Source organism: Paenibacillus montanisoli (assembly GCF_003268025.1).
Classification (GTDB): Bacteria; Bacillota; Bacilli; order Paenibacillales; family Paenibacillaceae; genus Paenibacillus_Z; species Paenibacillus_Z montanisoli.
Window position 1 is genome coordinate 1537929 of the sequence record NZ_QLUW01000001.1, and the last position, 17793, is coordinate 1555721.

Annotated in this window: 12 protein-coding genes; all 12 read left to right on the forward strand. The window is 55.7% G+C overall.

Going from position 1 to position 17793, the window contains the following annotated elements; genetic code table 11:
- The first annotated feature begins 38 nt into the window (after nt 1-38).
- The 12 genes from DL346_RS06865 to DL346_RS06925 all read left to right on the forward strand — a co-directional run bounded on the left by DL346_RS06865 (nt 39) and on the right by DL346_RS06925 (nt 17789).
- Nucleotides 39-1454 carry an N-acetylmuramoyl-L-alanine amidase gene (locus DL346_RS06865; protein ID WP_112881275.1) on the forward strand — a complete coding sequence of 472 codons (1416 nt, stop codon included), beginning with the start codon at nt 39-41 and terminating at the stop codon, nt 1452-1454.
- A gap of 10 nt (nt 1455-1464) precedes the next feature.
- Nucleotides 1465-2073 (forward strand): GerMN domain-containing protein, encoded by a 609-nt coding sequence (locus DL346_RS06870; RefSeq protein ID WP_165822394.1) that lies wholly within the window; start codon nt 1465-1467, stop codon nt 2071-2073.
- 17 nt (nt 2074-2090) lie between these two features.
- Nucleotides 2091-4808, forward strand: a complete 2718-nt coding sequence (locus DL346_RS06875; protein WP_112881277.1) for an S-layer homology domain-containing protein — start codon at nt 2091-2093, stop codon at nt 4806-4808.
- 180 nt (nt 4809-4988) lie between these two features.
- The gene (gene nth / locus DL346_RS06880; RefSeq protein ID WP_112881823.1) at nt 4989-5636 is read left to right on the forward strand and encodes an endonuclease III; all 648 of its coding nucleotides are present in this window, start codon (nt 4989-4991) and stop codon (nt 5634-5636) included.
- A gap of 48 nt (nt 5637-5684) precedes the next feature.
- On the forward strand, nt 5685-5951 hold the full coding sequence (locus DL346_RS06885; RefSeq protein ID WP_112881278.1) for an NAD/NADP transhydrogenase alpha subunit: 267 nt from the start codon (nt 5685-5687) through the stop codon (nt 5949-5951).
- Between the two features lie 44 nt (nt 5952-5995).
- Entirely contained in the window at nt 5996-9643 is a 3648-nt protein-coding gene (locus DL346_RS06890; protein WP_112881279.1) for a dynamin family protein, read from the forward strand.
- Nucleotides 9644-9949: 306 nt separating this feature from the next.
- The gene (locus DL346_RS06900; protein ID WP_112881281.1) at nt 9950-11728 is read left to right on the forward strand and encodes an ABC transporter ATP-binding protein; all 1779 of its coding nucleotides are present in this window, start codon (nt 9950-9952) and stop codon (nt 11726-11728) included.
- Entirely contained in the window at nt 11725-13560 is a 1836-nt protein-coding gene (locus DL346_RS06905) for an ABC transporter ATP-binding protein (RefSeq protein ID WP_240633053.1), read from the forward strand. The genes DL346_RS06900 and DL346_RS06905 overlap by 4 nt, the downstream gene beginning before the upstream one ends.
- 68 nt (nt 13561-13628) lie before the next feature.
- On the forward strand, nt 13629-14807 hold the full coding sequence (purT, locus tag DL346_RS06910; RefSeq protein WP_112881282.1) for a formate-dependent phosphoribosylglycinamide formyltransferase: 1179 nt from the start codon (nt 13629-13631) through the stop codon (nt 14805-14807).
- A 191-nt stretch (nt 14808-14998) separates the two neighbouring features.
- A complete protein-coding gene (locus tag DL346_RS06915) occupies nt 14999-15826 on the forward strand; it encodes a GDSL-type esterase/lipase family protein (protein WP_112881283.1) in 828 nt (275 codons plus the stop codon).
- A gap of 15 nt (nt 15827-15841) precedes the next feature.
- A complete protein-coding gene (locus DL346_RS06920) occupies nt 15842-16810 on the forward strand; it encodes an ABC transporter ATP-binding protein (protein WP_112881284.1) in 969 nt (322 codons plus the stop codon).
- Entirely contained in the window at nt 16803-17789 is a 987-nt protein-coding gene (locus DL346_RS06925) for an ABC transporter permease (RefSeq protein WP_112881285.1), read from the forward strand. Before DL346_RS06920 ends, DL346_RS06925 begins: the two co-directional genes overlap by 8 nt.
- Nucleotides 17790-17793 lie beyond the last annotated feature (4 nt).

The following is a 17793-nucleotide window of genomic DNA, read 5'->3' on the forward strand; positions in this document are numbered from 1 at the left end:
TTACCGGTTCCATGACGAAAAACAGAAACACGAGGTGAATGATGAAGAAGTTTGTATCCGCTGTAATGCTGTTGTCGCTACTCATCTCTATGTTCCCTAGCATCGTGGGAGCAGCGGTAGCCCCAAAACTTTATCTCAACGGAACTTTGCTCCAAAGCGCGGCAGAGCCGAGGATCGTTGGATCATCGACGCTCGTTCCGATCCGTACGGTAACGGAAGGGCTTGGCTTTGACGTCGCTTGGGAGAAGCCGCATGTCACGATTTCGAACGGCGAAACGAATATGGTGCTGACTATCGGCAATAAAAACGCCGTTGTCAACGACCGTGTTGTTCCCCTTGACGCACCTGCTATCATCACGTCGGGCTCCACGATGGTGCCGCTTCGATTTGTCAGCGAACAGTTTGGTGTAAGTGTATATTGGGACAAGACAACGCGGTCCGTCTACCTTAATAAGCCAATCCCTGATGCGCCTCCGGCAGAAACGCCGGATTCCGGAAACGGCGGGGAGTCGCCGGCAATTAGCTCTGCAAGTCTCAACTCTATCGAGTATAATGGACTTGGCAGTATCTACCTTTCCTTTGAAGGCGATTTCAAAGATTTGAAAACCGAAGTGCTTCACAATCCGGAGCGGGTCGTCATCGATCTTCCGTATATGAAGTTCAATGCCGAATCGTTCACGCCTGGCTTTACGGACGCAAACAGCGCGGCTAAGCTGGGAGAAATTATGATCGATTCGCATCCGACGCTGAAAAAAATCAGGTATTCCTATTACTCGGACAAGCCTGATACAGTAAGAGTTGTGCTAGATTTGCTCGCTCCTACCAATGTTCAAACCGCGAAGGAAGACCAGTCGATCCGCATCGACGTCCTGGAACAAACCGGGCCGGCGCCTGTCGTGCCGCCGCCTCAACCTAAGGTATACAAGGTCGTGCTGGACGCCGGTCATGGCGGGAAAGATCCGGGCGCGCTCGCCGTGAACGGACGCAGGGAGAAGGAATACAATTTGGCGATCACGTTGAAAGTGAAGGCGCTGCTCGATAATGAGCCGCGAATCAAAGCTTACCTCACTCGCAGCGACGACACGTTCGTCGAGCTGGACGACCGTGTGGCATTCGCCAACAATCTTGGCGCCGACCTGTTCCTGTCTTTCCATGCGAACAAAGCGACAAGTGCAACGGTTTCCGGAGCAGAGACGTATTACTATCGCGGGGACAGCATCGCCTTCGCGAATGTCATCCACAAGCATTTGATTGCCGGGACAGGCTTCAGGGACCGCGGCGTGAGACAAGCCGATTTCAGGGTCATCAAGTATACGACGATGCCAGCCGTATTGCTTGAAGCCGGTTATCTCTCCAACAGCGGAGACACCGCCACTTTGTTCAGCGCTGCCAAGCAGAGCAAGATCGCGGCGGAAATTGTTGCCGGAATCAAAGCCTATCTAAAACTAAGCTAGGAGAATGCCGATGAAACGTCATATGACTACCAGTGTATTGTCGATCATGGTTGCGGCCGCCCTTATCGTTCCTCTAAGTGCTTGCGGAGTCAAGGAGCAAAGTCAGCAGGAGCAGCAGGTTCAAGCCGGCGGCAATGTCCCGGCGAATGAGCAGAACAGCGGAGTCACGGAGCCTGCCGAACCGGCTGCCAATACGGATGCGCCGGCTGAGGCGGAGGTTCCTATGCCGACCAAGGAGCAGATTTCCGTGTTTTACACCGATGACGACATGATGGAGCTGCATGAGCAGAAGTCGGACATTGAATACGAAGACGTGGAACAGAAGCTTAAAGCCGTGTTTGCGGCCGTGCAAAAGGATGGCGCTAACGGCGAGACTTCCTTGTGGAAGAGCGCCGAGCTATTAAGCGCGAAGCTGGAAGGTACGGCGGTTACGCTAGACCTCCACTTGCCAGATGAAGCAAGGCTGGGCGCGCCTGGAGAAGCACTTGCCATCGAGTCGCTTACCCGCGCGTTTTTCCAGCTTCAAGACGTAACGTCAATCGATCTGCTGGTTGACGGAGAAGCAGTAGAAAGTTTAATGGGCCATGAATCGCTTGATCATCCCATTAACAAACCTTAAGGAGGAACTCGCACATTATGCCGCAGCAGAAGAAATGGGTTAAAGTGGTTTCATCCATGTTAGTATTTTCCGTACTGACAGGATATTCAGCGGCTGGCGGTTCCTTGGCGCATGCCGATTCGGCGGTAACGTCTCGTTTCAGCGACGTGCCTGCCGGACATTGGGCGGAGAAGCATATCGCGAAGCTGGCCATGCAGGGCATTATTAAAGGGAACAACGGTGCCTTCAAGCCATCGGATAACGTGTCCCAACAAGAAGCGGTAGCGCTCGCGATCCGGTTTATCGGGAAAGAGCAGGCGGTTCGGGTGGACGATGCGATCGTTTTCCCGGATTCGTTTGAAGTCAGCAATTATTTCAAGCCTTACATCATCCTTGCGTTCCAGGAAGGCCTGCTTGACCGGCAGGAGGAATTCGAGCTTGCGGAAGCGGACCAAGGCTCGGCTTGGGGAACGAAGAAAGCTTCGCGCGAATGGATTACGAAGCTGATGATTAAAGCGATCGGCAAGCAGAAGGAAGCGGAGGCGCTTGCGAACGACGCGGTCAGCTTCTCCGATGGCAGCAAGGTCGGTGCAGATTATAAAGGCTATGTGAATGCGGCCGTGTCCCTGCAGCTGATCAAAGGAGTATCGGCCGACCGGTTCGACCCGAAAGGCTTGATTACCCGCGCGGCGATCGCCACGATGTTCAGCAGGGCGGAAATCCAATTCCCCGTAAGCTACAACGGGCAGTTGACGGGCATTATTACGAGCGCCGATGAAGCATCGCTGCATCTCTATCAAGGCGACAAAGAATCGACGCTGACGCTTTCTCCGGATACATACGTCTACCGCTTCGATTCCGAGAAGCCTTCGCGAGTGTCCGAACTTACGCCGAACACGAAGCTTCTGGTCATTGCAAGCGGAACTAAAGCGCTCTATGTGGAGCAGCTCGATGCGAAAGAACAGGTCGAACAGCTGAGCGGTACCGTTGAACGGGTTGTGGCAAACGACAGCAAGGTATGGGTTTGGATCGGCGACGAGCCGGTAGCGATCCCATACAACAATAAGACAGTCGTCACGGACGGCTCGGGATCGGTTATAACGCCTGGCGCGCTTGCGGTAGACAGCGAAGTGGAAATTACGCGTGATACATACAGAACGAAGCCTCTGGCTATTTCCATCAAAGTAAAGTCAGCGCCGGTCAACAAGAACGGCCAAGGAACGGTAAGCTCGCTGCAGCTTAACCCGGCTTCCGTAACGGTGAAGGACAGCGTTACGGGAAATGAATCCAAATTCAATGTTTCGCCTCAAGCGGATGTCATTTGGCAGGGGCAGTTATTGGACGGCGGCTTATCTCAACTTCGCGTAGGCGATGTCGTTTCGTACGAAGTGAAGAACTCGGTCGTGACCAAGATAACGATTACGCAGACGTCGGCGAAGCTCGTACGGGGCGAGTTCTATTCCGCTAGCAGCGACGGCAAAACGATTCAGTACCTGAAGAACGCCGGATCGGCGCAAAGCGCCTTGGAGGCCAAATTCGTCGCGGCGAACGCCGAAGTCACGATTGACGGCATGATCGGCACGACGCTGGCGGATCTCGTAAAAGGCGACATCATGGATATTACGCTGAACGAGAAGGATCAAGTAGCGGCTATCAAGGTGGTAAACCGAAAGGTAGAGCTGCTGGCAGGCGCTACAGTACTCAGCTACGATAGCGAATTGAAAGCTTTATTTCTTAAGAAAGCGTCAGGCGAGCTCGTGTCGGTGTTCCTGACCGACAAGACGAAATTCGATATGAACGGCACTTCCATTACGCTCGGCGCGGCTACGCCGATGCTCACAAAAAATCGGAAGCTGACGATCGGCTATACGGACGATAAAGCCGTGCTCGTTCAATTCGTGTACAAGTACAGCGGAACGGTAACCGGCATTAATACGAATACGAGCCAAGTAACCATTACGCAAAGCAACGGCACCGTTGTAACGCTTCCGATGGATGTTCCAAGCGCGGTCGAAATCAACGGCAAAACGCCGGCAGCCCTTAGCGATGTTAAAGCGGGCGACACGGTGACGGCATTGCTGAACGGCAATCAGGATAAAGTAACGAGCCTTCAAGTGCATACAGCCAAGCAAGTGGAGGTAACGGCAGTCGATGTGATCGGCAAACGACTGAAGCTGAAAAACAGTGACGGATCGATTGTGGATCTGAATGCTGCGCTGCTTGAGTTGACGAATGAACAAGGCGACAAACTCGCACTGTCCAGTCTGAAGGCAGGTCAATTCGGCAATCTGCACTATGTCGGATCCGGAGCCGTATCCTTCAAGCTCGTGAAAGTCACGGTAGGCCGGCTTACCGCGGTTACGCCGGATTATATTACGGTCGTTGACTATAACGGCAATGTCGTGGAATTTCCGCTTGGGTCTGCTTATTCCGTCACGAAGAACGGTCTGACGGGAAGCGCGGCAGCAGCTGCGCTGCAAGCGGGCGACCGGGTTGAAGTGAAGAAAGATGCCAAAGACCAGCTCGCGATAACGGTGATCAGCGGCATCAGCAAAAAGTTCTGGAAATACAATGCGGCGACAGGCGAGTTGTCCGTCAAACGGGCAACGCTAACGGAGCTAAACACGTACGCGGTCACTTCCGCGACGAAGATTACGCAAGCCGGTCAGCCGATTACGATCTCGCAATTGAAAGACGGCGACGCGATTCTGCTTTATTTCTATCAGAATGCGTTGGTCGAAATTGCGAAGGCTTAACGAACGAACAACAACTTTGTCCCGGCTCAATCAGCCGGGACTTTTTTTGAACAATTCTGTGAAACTATGCGCAAATTCCGCAAGCAGAGGGTCATTTTCGGTTGATTAATACGACAATATTCGCTAAACTGTGAGACGATGGTTGAATTGGGAGTGAATCGGTTGAAAGCGAAAGAGAAAATGGAACATTTTTTGGGCGTTGTCGGCGAAATGTTTCCCGATGCGCATTGCGAGCTTAACCATTCCAATCCGTTCGAGCTTACGATCGCTGTGCTGCTGTCTGCGCAATGTACCGACGAGACCGTTAATAAAGTAACGGCTGACTTGTTCCGGAAGTATAAGACGCCCGCCGATTATTTGGCGGTTCCGCTGGATGAGCTAGAGCATGACATTAAACGGATCGGACTCTATCGCAACAAAGCGCTGTTCATTCAGAAGCTTTGCCGCATGCTGATTGACGATTACGGCGGCGAGGTGCCTCATCAGCACGAGGAGCTGACGAAATTGCCTGGGGTAGGCCGAAAAACGGCGAATGTCGTCGTATCCAATGCGTTCGGGGTGCCAGCGATCGCTGTGGATACGCATGTGGAGCGAGTGTCCAAGCGGCTTGGCTTCGCCAAGGCTGACGATAGCGTGCTTGAGGTCGAGAAAAAATTGATGAAGCTCGTTCCGAAGGAGCTGTGGACGGAAACGCACCACCGGCTCATATTTTTTGGACGCTACCATTGCAAAGCCCAAAACCCGAAATGCTCGGTTTGTCCGGTGACAGATTATTGCAAAGAAGGCAAACAGCGTATGAAACCAGCTTCAAACCGAAAGGCTAAGTAACAAGAAGATCGTTTACCACTATTTCAATGGATAAGGATGATTGCCACTATGAAATGCATTTCCGTATACACGAAAGATTTCGCTCTATTTTCCGATATTTACGAGCAAATCATGGAAGCGCCGCCGGCCGAGAATGAAGAAATTGTCGTTGAAGGCATCACGGTAAGCGGAGCGGGCGACGTGCCGGATCAATATATTGAACGTATGAGACTGAAACCGGAATGCGTCGTAATGAAGGAGAAGGAGCGCAACATTACGATTTTGCAGCATGGCGACGTGTTCGAAATTTGCATGCCTGAAGTTCAACTGGTTTAGTGTTTTATCGAGCATGATTGAGTAGGAGACAGGGAGAGAGAGAAATGAGCCAAACGATTGAAAAAGCCGCTCATTCGCTGGATGCCTCGCTTGCCGACATGTCGCCGATCATGGCAGCCGCCGGGGATGCGCAGGATGCAAAGCGGCTGCTGGAGCTGCGCGATAAGCTGGCGGGCGGCAAGTTGACCGTTGCCTTCTGCGGTCATTTCTCGGCGGGGAAATCGACGCTCGTCAATCGGCTTTGCGGCACGCAATTGCTGCCGTCCAGCCCGATCCCGACGAGCGCGAATGTCGTGAGCATCGTAAATGGGGAAGCGAAAGCGACCATTAAGAAGCTGGTCGAAGAACAAGAGCAAACGATAGACGTTCCGCTTGGGGAAGTGAACGACTATTGCAAGGACGGCGAAACGGTCCTGTCCGTTTCGTTGTCATATCCGATTCCAAGGCTTGGCAGCCATACGGTGCTGCTCGATACGCCGGGGATCGATTCGACGGACGACGCGCACCGGATGGCGACCGAATCGGCGCTTCATCTGGCAGACGTCGTTTTTTATGTCATGGATTATAACCATGTGCAGTCGGAAATCAACTTTACGTTCGCGAAGCAGCTCAAGGAGTGGGGAAAGCCGCTCTATCTGATCGTGAACCAGATCGACAAGCACCGTGAGAACGAGCTTTCCTTCGAGGATTATAAGCAAAGCGTGGACGAAGCGTTCGGGAACTGGCATTTGGAGCCGAGCGGCATCGTCTATTTGTCGTTGCGCCAGCCGGATCACCCGCATTCGCAGTGGTCTGCGCTTGAAGGGTTGTTCGAGTCGCTTGCCGAAATCCGCGGACCGCTTGCGCTGTGCAGCGTTGACGCATCCGCAAGGCATGTCGTCCGGATGCACGGCAAAGCGATGGAGGAAGCGGCCGAGCCGGAACGCGAGCGGTTGTTGGAGCAGGCCGGCGGAGAAGGCGAAGCTCAGCGGGTAAGCAAGGAGATCGCGGGGCTGGAGGAGCAGCTGCGCATGATTGCCGCCGAAGGCGAGAGCGTGCGCGCGAAGCTTCGCCAGGACGTGCAAAGCATTCTCGATAACGCGAACATTACGCCTGCCGCGACGCGCGATCTGGCGCAGTCTTTTCTTGAAAGCCGAAAGCCCGGTTTTAAGGCCGGCTTGCTGTTTGCCGGCGCGAAGACGGCGGCGGAGCAAGAACGGCGGCTTCAAGCGTTTTATGCCGACATTGCCGATAAGGTGCAGGCCGGCATCGAATGGCATGTGCTTGAACTGCTCCGGCGCACCGCCGACGGTATGGGCTGGCGAGACGAAACGCTCGAACGCGAGCTATCCTCGGCATTCGGCGGACTCTTGACGCCGGACCTGCTGATTTCGCTCGTGAACCCAGGCGCCGTCATGGGGAACGAGTATACGATGACCTACAGCCGCGAGCTTGCTGCGGCTGTGAAGGGCTTGTTCCGCAAGCGCGCGATGCCGTTCATCGATGCCCTTGCCGACCGCGCGGCCGCGGCAGGCGAAGCGACCGCCGCGCCGCTGCGCGAACGGCTTGGCGCGCTGGCGCTGCAAGACGGCGCGCTCGCGCAGCTGGCGGCGCTGGCGGAGCGCGCGGCCGCGCATCTCGCGCGGCTGGCGGCGCTGCTGCCGCCCGCGCCGCCGCGCCCGGCGCTGCCGAAGCCGCTGGCGCCCGGCGCCTCCGACGCCGCGCCGGCGGCGGCGGCGGCTAGCGCCTCCGGCACCGGCGTTGCCGCGGCAGCTGCGCCAGCCGCGGCGGCCTTCGAGGAAGCGCCGGCACAGCCCGGCGCTTCCGGCGAGGCGCTCGCGCCGCAGCGCCAAGCGGCCGAGCGGCTGAGCCGGGCCGCCGCCTTGCTGGCGCCGCACGCGTCGCTCGCGCAAACCGTGCTTGGCATGCGCGACAAGGCGGAGCGCCTGCGCAGCAGCCGGTTCACGATCGCGCTGTTCGGCGCGTTCAGCGCGGGCAAATCGTCGCTCGCCAACGCGTTGCTCGGCGAGGCGGTGCTGCCGGTGTCGCCGAACCCGACGACGGCCGCGGTCAACCGCATCGTACCGCCGTCGGCGGACCATCCGCACGGCACGGCGACCGTGCTCATGAAGTCGCGCGAGGCGATGCTGGATGACTTGCGTTACTCATTGGGCCTGCTGGGCGAGGATGCGCATGCGCTGAGCGATGCCCAGCTGCTTGCTGCGATCGCGAAGCTTACGCCTGACGCCGTGCACGCCGGCGGCCGGCCGCACTACAGCTTCCTGAAAGCCGCAGCCAAAGGCTGGGCGGCGCACGAAGCGAACCTGGGCAAGAGACTGGCTGTCAGCGGCGAAGAATACCGCCAGTATGTAGCGGAAGAATCGCGTTCTTGCTTCGTGAGCGAGATTGAGCTGCACCATGCGAACCCGCTGACCAAGCAGGGCATCGTACTTGTCGATACGCCTGGGGCCGATTCCGTCAATGCCCGCCATACCGGCGTGGCCTTCAACTATATCAAGAACGCGGACGCGATTCTGTTCGTCACCTACTATAATCATGCCTTCTCGCAGGCCGACCGGCAGTTTCTGCTGCAGCTCGGCCGCGTGAAGGATCAATTCGAGCTCGATAAAATGTTCTTCCTCGTCAATGCGGCGGATCTGGCGGCTGACCAGGAAGAATTAGAGGGCGTGCTTGCCCACGTCGAGCGGAACCTGCAGCAGCATGGCATCCGGTTCCCGCGTATGTTCCCTATTTCCAGCCTGCAGGCGCTGGACGGGAAGCGCACGGGCAACAAGGCGCTGATCGAGCAGTCCGGGATAGCCGCGTTCGAAGCGTCGTTCCTCAGCTTTACAAGCGGCGACCTCGGCGCGCTCGCGGTAAGCGCAGCGGAACAGGAGCTGGCGCGCGCGCGGAGCACGATCGCGAACTGGCTGGAGGCCGCCTCCGGCGATGCGCTGACCCGCGAGCAGGCAAGAGCAGATATTGCCTCGCAAGCGGCGCGTGCGCGCAGCCTCGCGGAGGAGCTGCTTGCGCCGCAGCCTAGCGCCCAGCTGCAGCAAGAACTGAAGGAATTGCTTTTCTACGTGCTGCAACGGATTCAGCTGCGGTTCGGCGACCATTTTAACTTCGCCTTCAATCCATCGTCGCTGCAAGATGACGGCCGGGATTTGCGCAAGGCGATCTGGACATCTTGGCTCGAGCTGCAGCGATTGCTGCAAATCGAGCTGGCCCAAGAGCTCGAGGCGACTTCGCTGCGGCTCGATAACCTGCTCGGCAAGCTGACCTTGAAGAAGTTTACCGAAACGGCCGCCGAGGCGTCCGCACTCTTGCAGGGCTTCGAGCCGTCCGGCTTCAAGCCGGCACAGCCGGATAGTCCGGAGGAGCAGCCGGCGTGGCAAGCCAAGGAAGTCGACGTGAAGCTGCTTTGGAATAAATTCAAGTCGCCGCGACACTTCTTCGAAGGCGAAGGAAAAGCGGCTCTGCGCCGCGCGCTCGAAGACGAACTGACAGCGCCGTTGCAGCGCTGGCTCCAATCCGCCGAAGAAACGTGGAGCGTTCGATATGCGGAGCTGTGGAAGGATGCAACGGCGCGCTGCGCCGCCGCGCTCAGGCAAGATATCGACGCGTTCAGCGAAGGCAAAATCGCTTCCTTGTCCGGCAATGCCGACGTAGAGGAGCTGCGGCGCGTGCATGAAGCGCTGCTTACGATCTAGCGAATACGCGTAAAAAAGAAGCTTGTCCGCCACTCGAACAGAGGCGGATAAGCTTCTTTATTTTGTGAAAATGAAATCATGCAAAAACGGAGGCAAATGTGCAAAAACGGAGCAATATGCCCTAAATGGCAATGATTTGCGACGATATCGGAGAATACCCCCATACTTTTGCGCGAGATGGAAGAGAAAGCGAATATTGTCAGCAAAATGCCCTTGAACTCTGTTTGCTGTGCCGGAATGATGCTGTTAATATTCATTCAGGCTCATAAATAAATACAAAAACAGCAGCAGGGAGTGGGTTACCCATTGGACGTCTTCAGGCAACTTAAACCGTTTTACTGGGTCGAACGCAAAAGTCTGATTGCTTCGATCGTCTGTTTGATCTGCGCTACGGCGCTCGGACTGGTTTATCCGAATTTATTGCGGATTTTGATCGACGATGTCATCCGTCCCAGAAACTTTGAGTGGGTGCCGCAGCTATCGCTCGCAGTGGTCGGGGTTGTAACGTTAAAAGGTTCGCTTCAGTTTTTGCACGGATATTTCGGAGGGCGCCTAGGGAACCGGGTGGCTTTCCGCCTGCGCAACGCCTGCTATACCAAACTGCAAACGCTGTCGTATCAGTACTACGACACGGCTAAGACCGGAGACCTGATGTCCAGGCTGACCGCGGATTTGGAGGGCGTGCGGAACTTCATCGCCTTCGGCTTCGCGCAAATTCTCAACATGATGCTGATGGTCGTATTCGGCGCGGCGATGATGTTCTCGATACATTGGCAGCTCACGCTGATCACGCTGGTGACGATCCCGCTGCTCGTGTTCGTCGCATTCAAGTTCGAACGGCTCATCCATCCGGCGTTCCGGGAGATGCGCCAAGCGATGAGCCATCTGACAACGGCCGTCCAAGAGAACATTACCGGCGTGCGAACCGTCAAGTCGTTTGCCCGCGAATCGTTCGAGATGGACAAATTTTCAACCCGCAGTTCGGCCTATAAACAGAACCAAATCGCCGCTTCAGGCCTTTGGGGCAAGTATTTTCCGGTGATGGAGCTGCTCGCAAGCCTGTGCGCGGTCATTCTCCTCGTAGCTGGCGGAACCTTGGTTATTCGGGGATCCATAACGCTCGGAGAGATGGTCGCGTTCTTCAGCATGCTGTGGTACATCATCAACCCGATGTGGGCGATGGGCTTCCTGATCAACAACTTCACGCAATCCAAAGCGTCCGGCGAGCGTCTCGTCGAGCTGCTGAACGAGTATATTCACGTGAAGGATGTCGAAAAGCCGATCGTGCTTGACGACAGCAAGATGGAAGGTCATGTGGAGTTCCATAACGTAACGTTCAACTACGCGGATAAAGCCCCAGCGCTTACGAACGTCAATATCGATGCGAAGCCTGGCATGGTGATCGGCCTTCTCGGTCCGACCGGCTCCGGCAAATCGACGGTCATTCAGCTGCTGATGCGCGCCTACAACGTCAAGACAGGCAAAATTACTCTTGACGGCAACGATATCCGCAATATTTCGATTGAGAGTCTCCGGTCCCAGATCGCGACCGTGTTCCAGGAAACGTTCCTGTTCTCTTGCTCGATCCGCGACAATATCGCCTACGCGGTGAAGGATGTCAGCATGGATCAAATCATCCGCGCGGCGAAGCTCGCCAAGGCGCATGACTTCATCATGGAGCTGCCTGAAGGCTACGACACGATCGTCGGCGAACGGGGCATGGGTCTTTCAGGCGGCCAGAAGCAGCGGATTGCCATCGCTCGAGCACTGATCAAGAATCCGCGGATTCTGGTTCTTGACGATGCGACAAGCGCCGTCGATATGGAGACCGAGCACGAGATTCAAGCGGGCTTCAGCGAGCTGATGGCGGGACGAACGACATTCGTCATCGCCCACCGCATTTCGTCTCTCCGTCATGCCGATGAAATTCTTGTGTTCGACAAGGGGCACATCGTGCAGCGCGGCTCTCATGAGCAGTTGATTGCCGAGCAAGGGCCGTACCAAGATACCTATAACATTCAATATGCGGATCGGCCAAGCGCCGGGACCGCAATTCCGGCAGCAGAAAGAAGGGTCGCACAGTGAGCGAGCAGCAGAAAGGGCAGTCGCGCGCAAGCAACGAACGGTTCGTCTACAAGGATGACGATGCGATCGAAAAACCGTTTAACTGGGCGCAAGTCACGCGGCTGTTCTCGTACATGAAGCCTTACCGGAAGCAGTTATTGCCCGTCATTATCGTGACGATGGTGCTTGGAACGCTTACGCGCCTCTCGATTCCGGCCATCATCATCATGGCGATCGACGAAGCGATCCAGCCGAAGAACGGCGGAGATCCTAGTCTAAGCAAGCTTTATATGTTCGCAGCAATGATGTGCGTCCTTTATGTTATTCAATGGGCCGCTAACACGTACCGGATAAAATACACGAATATGATCGGCCAGCAGGTCATTTACGATCTTCGCCAAGACTTGTTCCGCCATATCCAGAAGCTGTCGTTCCGATTCTTCGATAAACGGCCTGCCGGCTCCGTCCTCGTCCGCGTGACCAACGACGTCAATGCGCTGCAGGACTTGTTCACGAACGGCGTTGTCAACCTGCTGATGGACATGGTGCAGCTCGCCGGCATCGTGGTGATATTGCTGGTGTGGAATTTCAAGCTGGGACTCGCCATCATGATTACGGTTCCGATCATGTTCGTCGTCTCCACGGCGCTCCGCAAACGGATCCGATTTGCTTGGCAGGATGTGCGGATGAAGCAGTCGCGGATCAACGCGCATTTGAACGAAAGCATCCAGGGCATGCGCGTTACTCAAGCGTATACTCAGGAGAAAGCGAATTTCAGCTTCTTCACGCACATTAACAACACCAACATTAAGGCTTGGAACAAAGCGTCCGCGCTTAACCAGACCTTTGGCCCGATTATCGAAATCACGTCCGCCATCGGAACGCTCATTCTGTTCTGGTACGGTTCGCATCTGATTCAGATGGAAGAGATCACGATCGGCGTCCTCGTCGGCTTCGCCAACTATGTCGGCAACTTCTGGGATCCGATCAACCGTCTCGGCCAAATGTACGCACAGCTGCTCATCGCGATGGCGTCCTCGGAGCGGATCTTCGAATTCATCGACGAGAAGCCGACGGTCGGCGAGCAGGTGGACGCGATCGAGCTTCCGCGGATCCGAGGCGACGTTTCGTTTGACAACATCGTATTCGAATACGAGAAGGGGCGCCCTGCGCTTCGAGGCATTTCGCTCGATGTGCAGGCCGGTCAGACGATCGCGCTCGTCGGCCATACAGGGTCAGGCAAGAGCACGATCATGAACCTGCTCTGCCGGTTCTATGATCCGGTTCAAGGCGCGGTGCGCATCGACGGCATCGACGTCCGCAACGTAAGCATCGAAAGCCTGCGCTCGCAGGTCGGGGTCGTGCTGCAGGACACGTTTATTTTCTCCGGCACGATACGCGAAAATATCCGCTTCGGACGCTTGGACGCCACCGACGATGAGATCGTAAAGGCTGCAACGGCGGTCGATGCCCATGATTTCATCATGAGCCTGCCGGACGGCTACGACACGGAGGTGCAGGAGCGGGGCAACAGCCTTTCAATGGGCCAGCGCCAGCTGCTGTCCTTCGCCAGAGCGCTGCTTGCCGATCCGCGCGTTTTGATCCTCGATGAGGCGACGGCCAGCATCGATACGGAGACCGAGCTGAGGATTCAAGAGGCGCTCAAGAAGCTTCTGAAGGGCCGGACGTCCTTTATCGTGGCGCACCGTCTGTCGACCATCCGCAATGCCGACCAGATCGTAGTGCTGGATCACGGCGTAATCGTCGAGCAAGGCAGCCATGACGAGTTGATCCGCCAGAGAGGCACGTATAACGGGCTTATCGAAGCGCAGTACCGCTTTTTATCGGCATAATTCTTGATTTTTCGTCAAAGAACCTCCACAATGGAAGAAAACAATCTTCCGGGAGGTTCTTTTTCTTTATGTATGGATCACCGCTTTCATCCCACGCTCGCAAAATCATGCTGCTCGGCTCAGGCGAGCTGGGCAAAGAAGTCATTATCGAAGCGCAGCGCCTAGGCGTAGAAACGATTGCCGTAGACCGCTACGAAAATGCGCCGGCTATGCAGGTTGCGCACCGTTCATATGTCATCGATATGCTTGACCCTGCCGCACTTCGCGCGCTTATCGAGAAAGAGAAGCCCGACCTGCTCGTGCCGGAGATCGAAGCGATCGCGACCTCCGCGCTTGTGGAGCTGGAGAAGGAAGGCTACCGCGTCATTCCTACCGCTCGCGCGGCGCTGCTAACGATGGACCGCGAAGGGATTCGCCGCCTGGCCGCGGAGACCCTTAAGCTGCCTACGGCGCCATACCGTTTTGCGGATACGTTGGACGAGCTTAAGGCGGCGGTTGCCGAGCTCGGCACGCCTTGCGTCATTAAGCCGATCATGAGCTCATCCGGCAAAGGGCAAAGCGTCTGCAAGACCGAAGCGGATGCGGAAGCGTGCTGGGATTACGCGATGGAAGGCGGCCGCGCGAAGAGAACGCGCGTCATCGTAGAAGGCTTCGTTCATTTCGAATCGGAGATCACGCTGCTTACCGTGCGTTCGGCATCGGGCACATCGTTTTGCGCGCCGATCGGCCACGTGCAAAGGGACGGCGACTATATCGAGTCCTGGCAGCCGCATGAGATGACCGCGCAGAAAATTCATGACGCGGAAACCATTGCGCGTGCCGTTACGGAAGAGCTGGGCGGCTATGGCATTTACGGCGTGGAGCTGTTCCTGACCAAGGACGGCGTCCTGTTCAGCGAAGTGTCGCCGCGTCCGCACGACACGGGGATGGTCACCATGATTACGCAGGATTTGTCCGAATTCGCGCTCCATGCCAGAGCGATCCTCGGCTTCCCGATTCCTACGATCCGCCTATTGACGCCGGGCGCTTCGTATACGCTAAAGGCTGACCGCGATTCCGAAAATTTCCGCATCGGCGGCTTGGAGGAAGCGCTCGCCGTACCGAATACGCAAGTGCGCGTGTTCGGCAAGCCGGTGACGAAGCCGGGCCGCCGGATGGCAGTAGCGCTTAGCTCTGCCGACGATTGCGGCAAGGCTCGCGAGCTGGCGAAGCAAGCTGCGCAGTCGCTTACGATTCAATACGAATAAACGCAAGTTCAGTTGACCGAGTATGCTGATTCCGCTCCGGCAGTTTCTTTTGTGAAGCTGCCTGAGACGCATATTCGGTTTTTTGCGTTATTGGCGAAATTTGCAAATTAGGGCCGAAAGCATTACTTTTAAAAAAAGAATAGTCATCTACCACCATTACATCCGAAATAGGCAAAAGGAGATTCGGGTATATGAGCAGAACATCATCAAGCGCATTATGGCGCAGCATTGCTTTTTCCGCTTTGGCTTCGACTCTTCTATTGGCCGGCGGGTTCGGATATGCCGTGAAGGACATGCTGTATCCAAGCGCGGAAGCGTACACGGGGGCACCTGTAAAATCGGTTCTTCCCGAGCATAAGGAGCTTAGCCGCGCGAAGGAAATCAACGTAACCGCTATCGGCGATTCCCTCACGAAAGGGACCGGAGATGCAACCGGAGATGGCTATGTCAAGCAGCTCGTCTCGCTGCTCAAGGAGAAATATCCGGCCATTCCCGTCAAGCTGAACAACAATTTGGCCGTTAACGGCATACGGGCCGATCAATTGGCGCAGCGTTTGAGCACGGACAAAGGCTATCGGTACGCCTTGCGGCAATCGAACCTCATCGTATTCACGATAGGAGGCAACGATCTGTTCCAAATCGCAAACGGCCGCGCGGCCGGCGAAGCGACCGGCGATATCAGCCTGGAGACGGTCAAGAAAGGACTGAACCAGGGAATCGATCGGCTGGACAATGTTTTTCGCTTGCTCTACGAGATCAATCCGAATGCTCATATCGTGTATACCGGTCTATATAACCCTTTTTACAACATCACCGATTTGAGGGATGGCAGCCTTCAGGTGCAGAAATGGAATGAAGAGGCCTACTCGCTGCTGCACCAATATCCGAACATGATGATGGTGCCGTCCTTCGATCTGTTCGAACGTTCGATCGGCAGTTACCTGTCGAACGACCATTTTCACCCGAATCATGAAGGCTACGCGCAAATCGCAGAACGAATCGCGCAGTCGCTGGATTAGGAGGAGCGAGCGAAGATGCAATCGGCGGCACAATCTGACGTTGTCCTCTCCGTGAAAGACGTCAAAAAGCGGATAGGCGGCAAAATGATTATCAAGAACGTCAGCTTCGATGTTAGAAGCGGCGAAATATTCGGTTTTCTCGGACCGAACGGCTCCGGCAAAACGACGACGATCCGCATGCTGGTCAACTTGATCAAACCGACCTCGGGCGATATCTTGATCTGCGGTAGCAACGTGCAGCGGGACCCGGAGGAGGCGCTGCGCCATATCGGCTGCATCGTGGAAAACCCCGAGGTGTACAGTTATATGACCGGCTGGGAGAACCTAGAGCATTTTGCCCGGATGCAGCGCGGCATCGGCCAAGACCGGATCGCCGAAGTCGTGGACATCGTCGGGATGCAGCACCGCATTCACGACAAAGTGAGAACCTACTCGCTCGGCATGCGTCAGCGGCTGGGCATCGCCCAAGCGCTGCTAGGCCGCCCGAAGCTGCTCATTCTCGATGAGCCGACGAACGGACTCGATCCGAAAGGGATCAAGGAGCTGCGCGAATTTGTCCGCATGCTGGCGGATCAAGGGATGAGCTTGTTTATCTCGAGCCATTTGCTTAGCGAAATTCAACTGATGTGCGACCGGGTCGCCATCATCAGCCACGGCGAGGTGCTTGCGGTAGGCGCGGTCGACGAGCTGGTGAATCAGACCGGCAGCTATGTCGTTTGGCAGTTTGACGATCCGGAAGCGGGAAGAAGGCTGTTGGCGGCGGAACAGGGAATCCGGTTCGTGAAGGAAGACGAGCACCGGATCGACGAAAGTATTTTGGCCGGATTGAAGGAAGCGGTCATTACCTCGATGGATGCCGACCGGATCACTGCTCTGGTGGAGAAGGCCGTGCATGCTGGAATCGGCGTCGCATCGGTTCAGAGGATCGCGCCTACGCTGGAGGAATTATTTTTGCAACTGACGGAGGGTGAGAGCATTGGATAGGCTGCTGCCGCTCATACAGAACGAGACGCTGAAGATTTGGAAGAAGAAGCGTTTCTATGTCGTCGTGCTCGTGCTCATCGTCCTTATTCCGGTTTTTACGTATGCCCAGCTGAAGATCGCCGAAACGAATCGGAAAAATTTCAAAGATTGGCGCAATCAGCTCGTTCAGCAAATCAACGAATATCAAAACATGCTCTCAAGCGAGCGCATTCCTGAGGAATGGAAGCGGAACCGCCGGATTGCCGTTCAGCAGCTGCAGTATTATTTGGATCATGATGTAAATCCTAATTCTCCAGACGGCGTTACGTTCACCCGCAGCTTCATGGCGAATGCGGTAAACTTGTTTTATCCGCTGCTCGTGCTTGCGGTTGCGTCGGATTTGGTATCCGGAGAACGATCGGCAGGAACGATCAAAATGCTGCTGACAAGACCTGTAAGACGCTGGAAAATATTGTTTAGCAAGCTGATCGCGCTTACGCTCTATGTTTCATTAACCGTTGTGGTCAGCGCGATTCTCTGTTATCTTATATCAGGCGCGGTATTCGGCTACGGCGGCTGGGGGATGCCTGTGTTTACAGGATTTGTCATCAACGGCTCGACCGTCGAGAGCACTTATGTGCATGCCGTTCCGCAATGGTTATACGTGCTCATGGAAGGCGGGCTGATTTGGGTCTCGTCCATGACGGTAGCGATTCTGGCGCTTATGGTATCCGTACTCGTGCGGAGCACGGCGGCCAGCATCGTGACGATGATGGCGGCGGTTATCGCGGGTACGATACTTTCCACCATGTCGTCATCCTGGGAGAGCGCGAAATACGTATTCGCGGTCAATTTGCAGCTAACCGATTACTTGGCGGGCTCACCGCCGCCGATCCAAGGCATGACGCTTTCATTCTCGTTAATTATCCTTGCCATTTGGTCGGCAATCGGACTTATCGTTTCATTCGGTGTCTTTACGAAACAGGACATCATGAATTAGAATA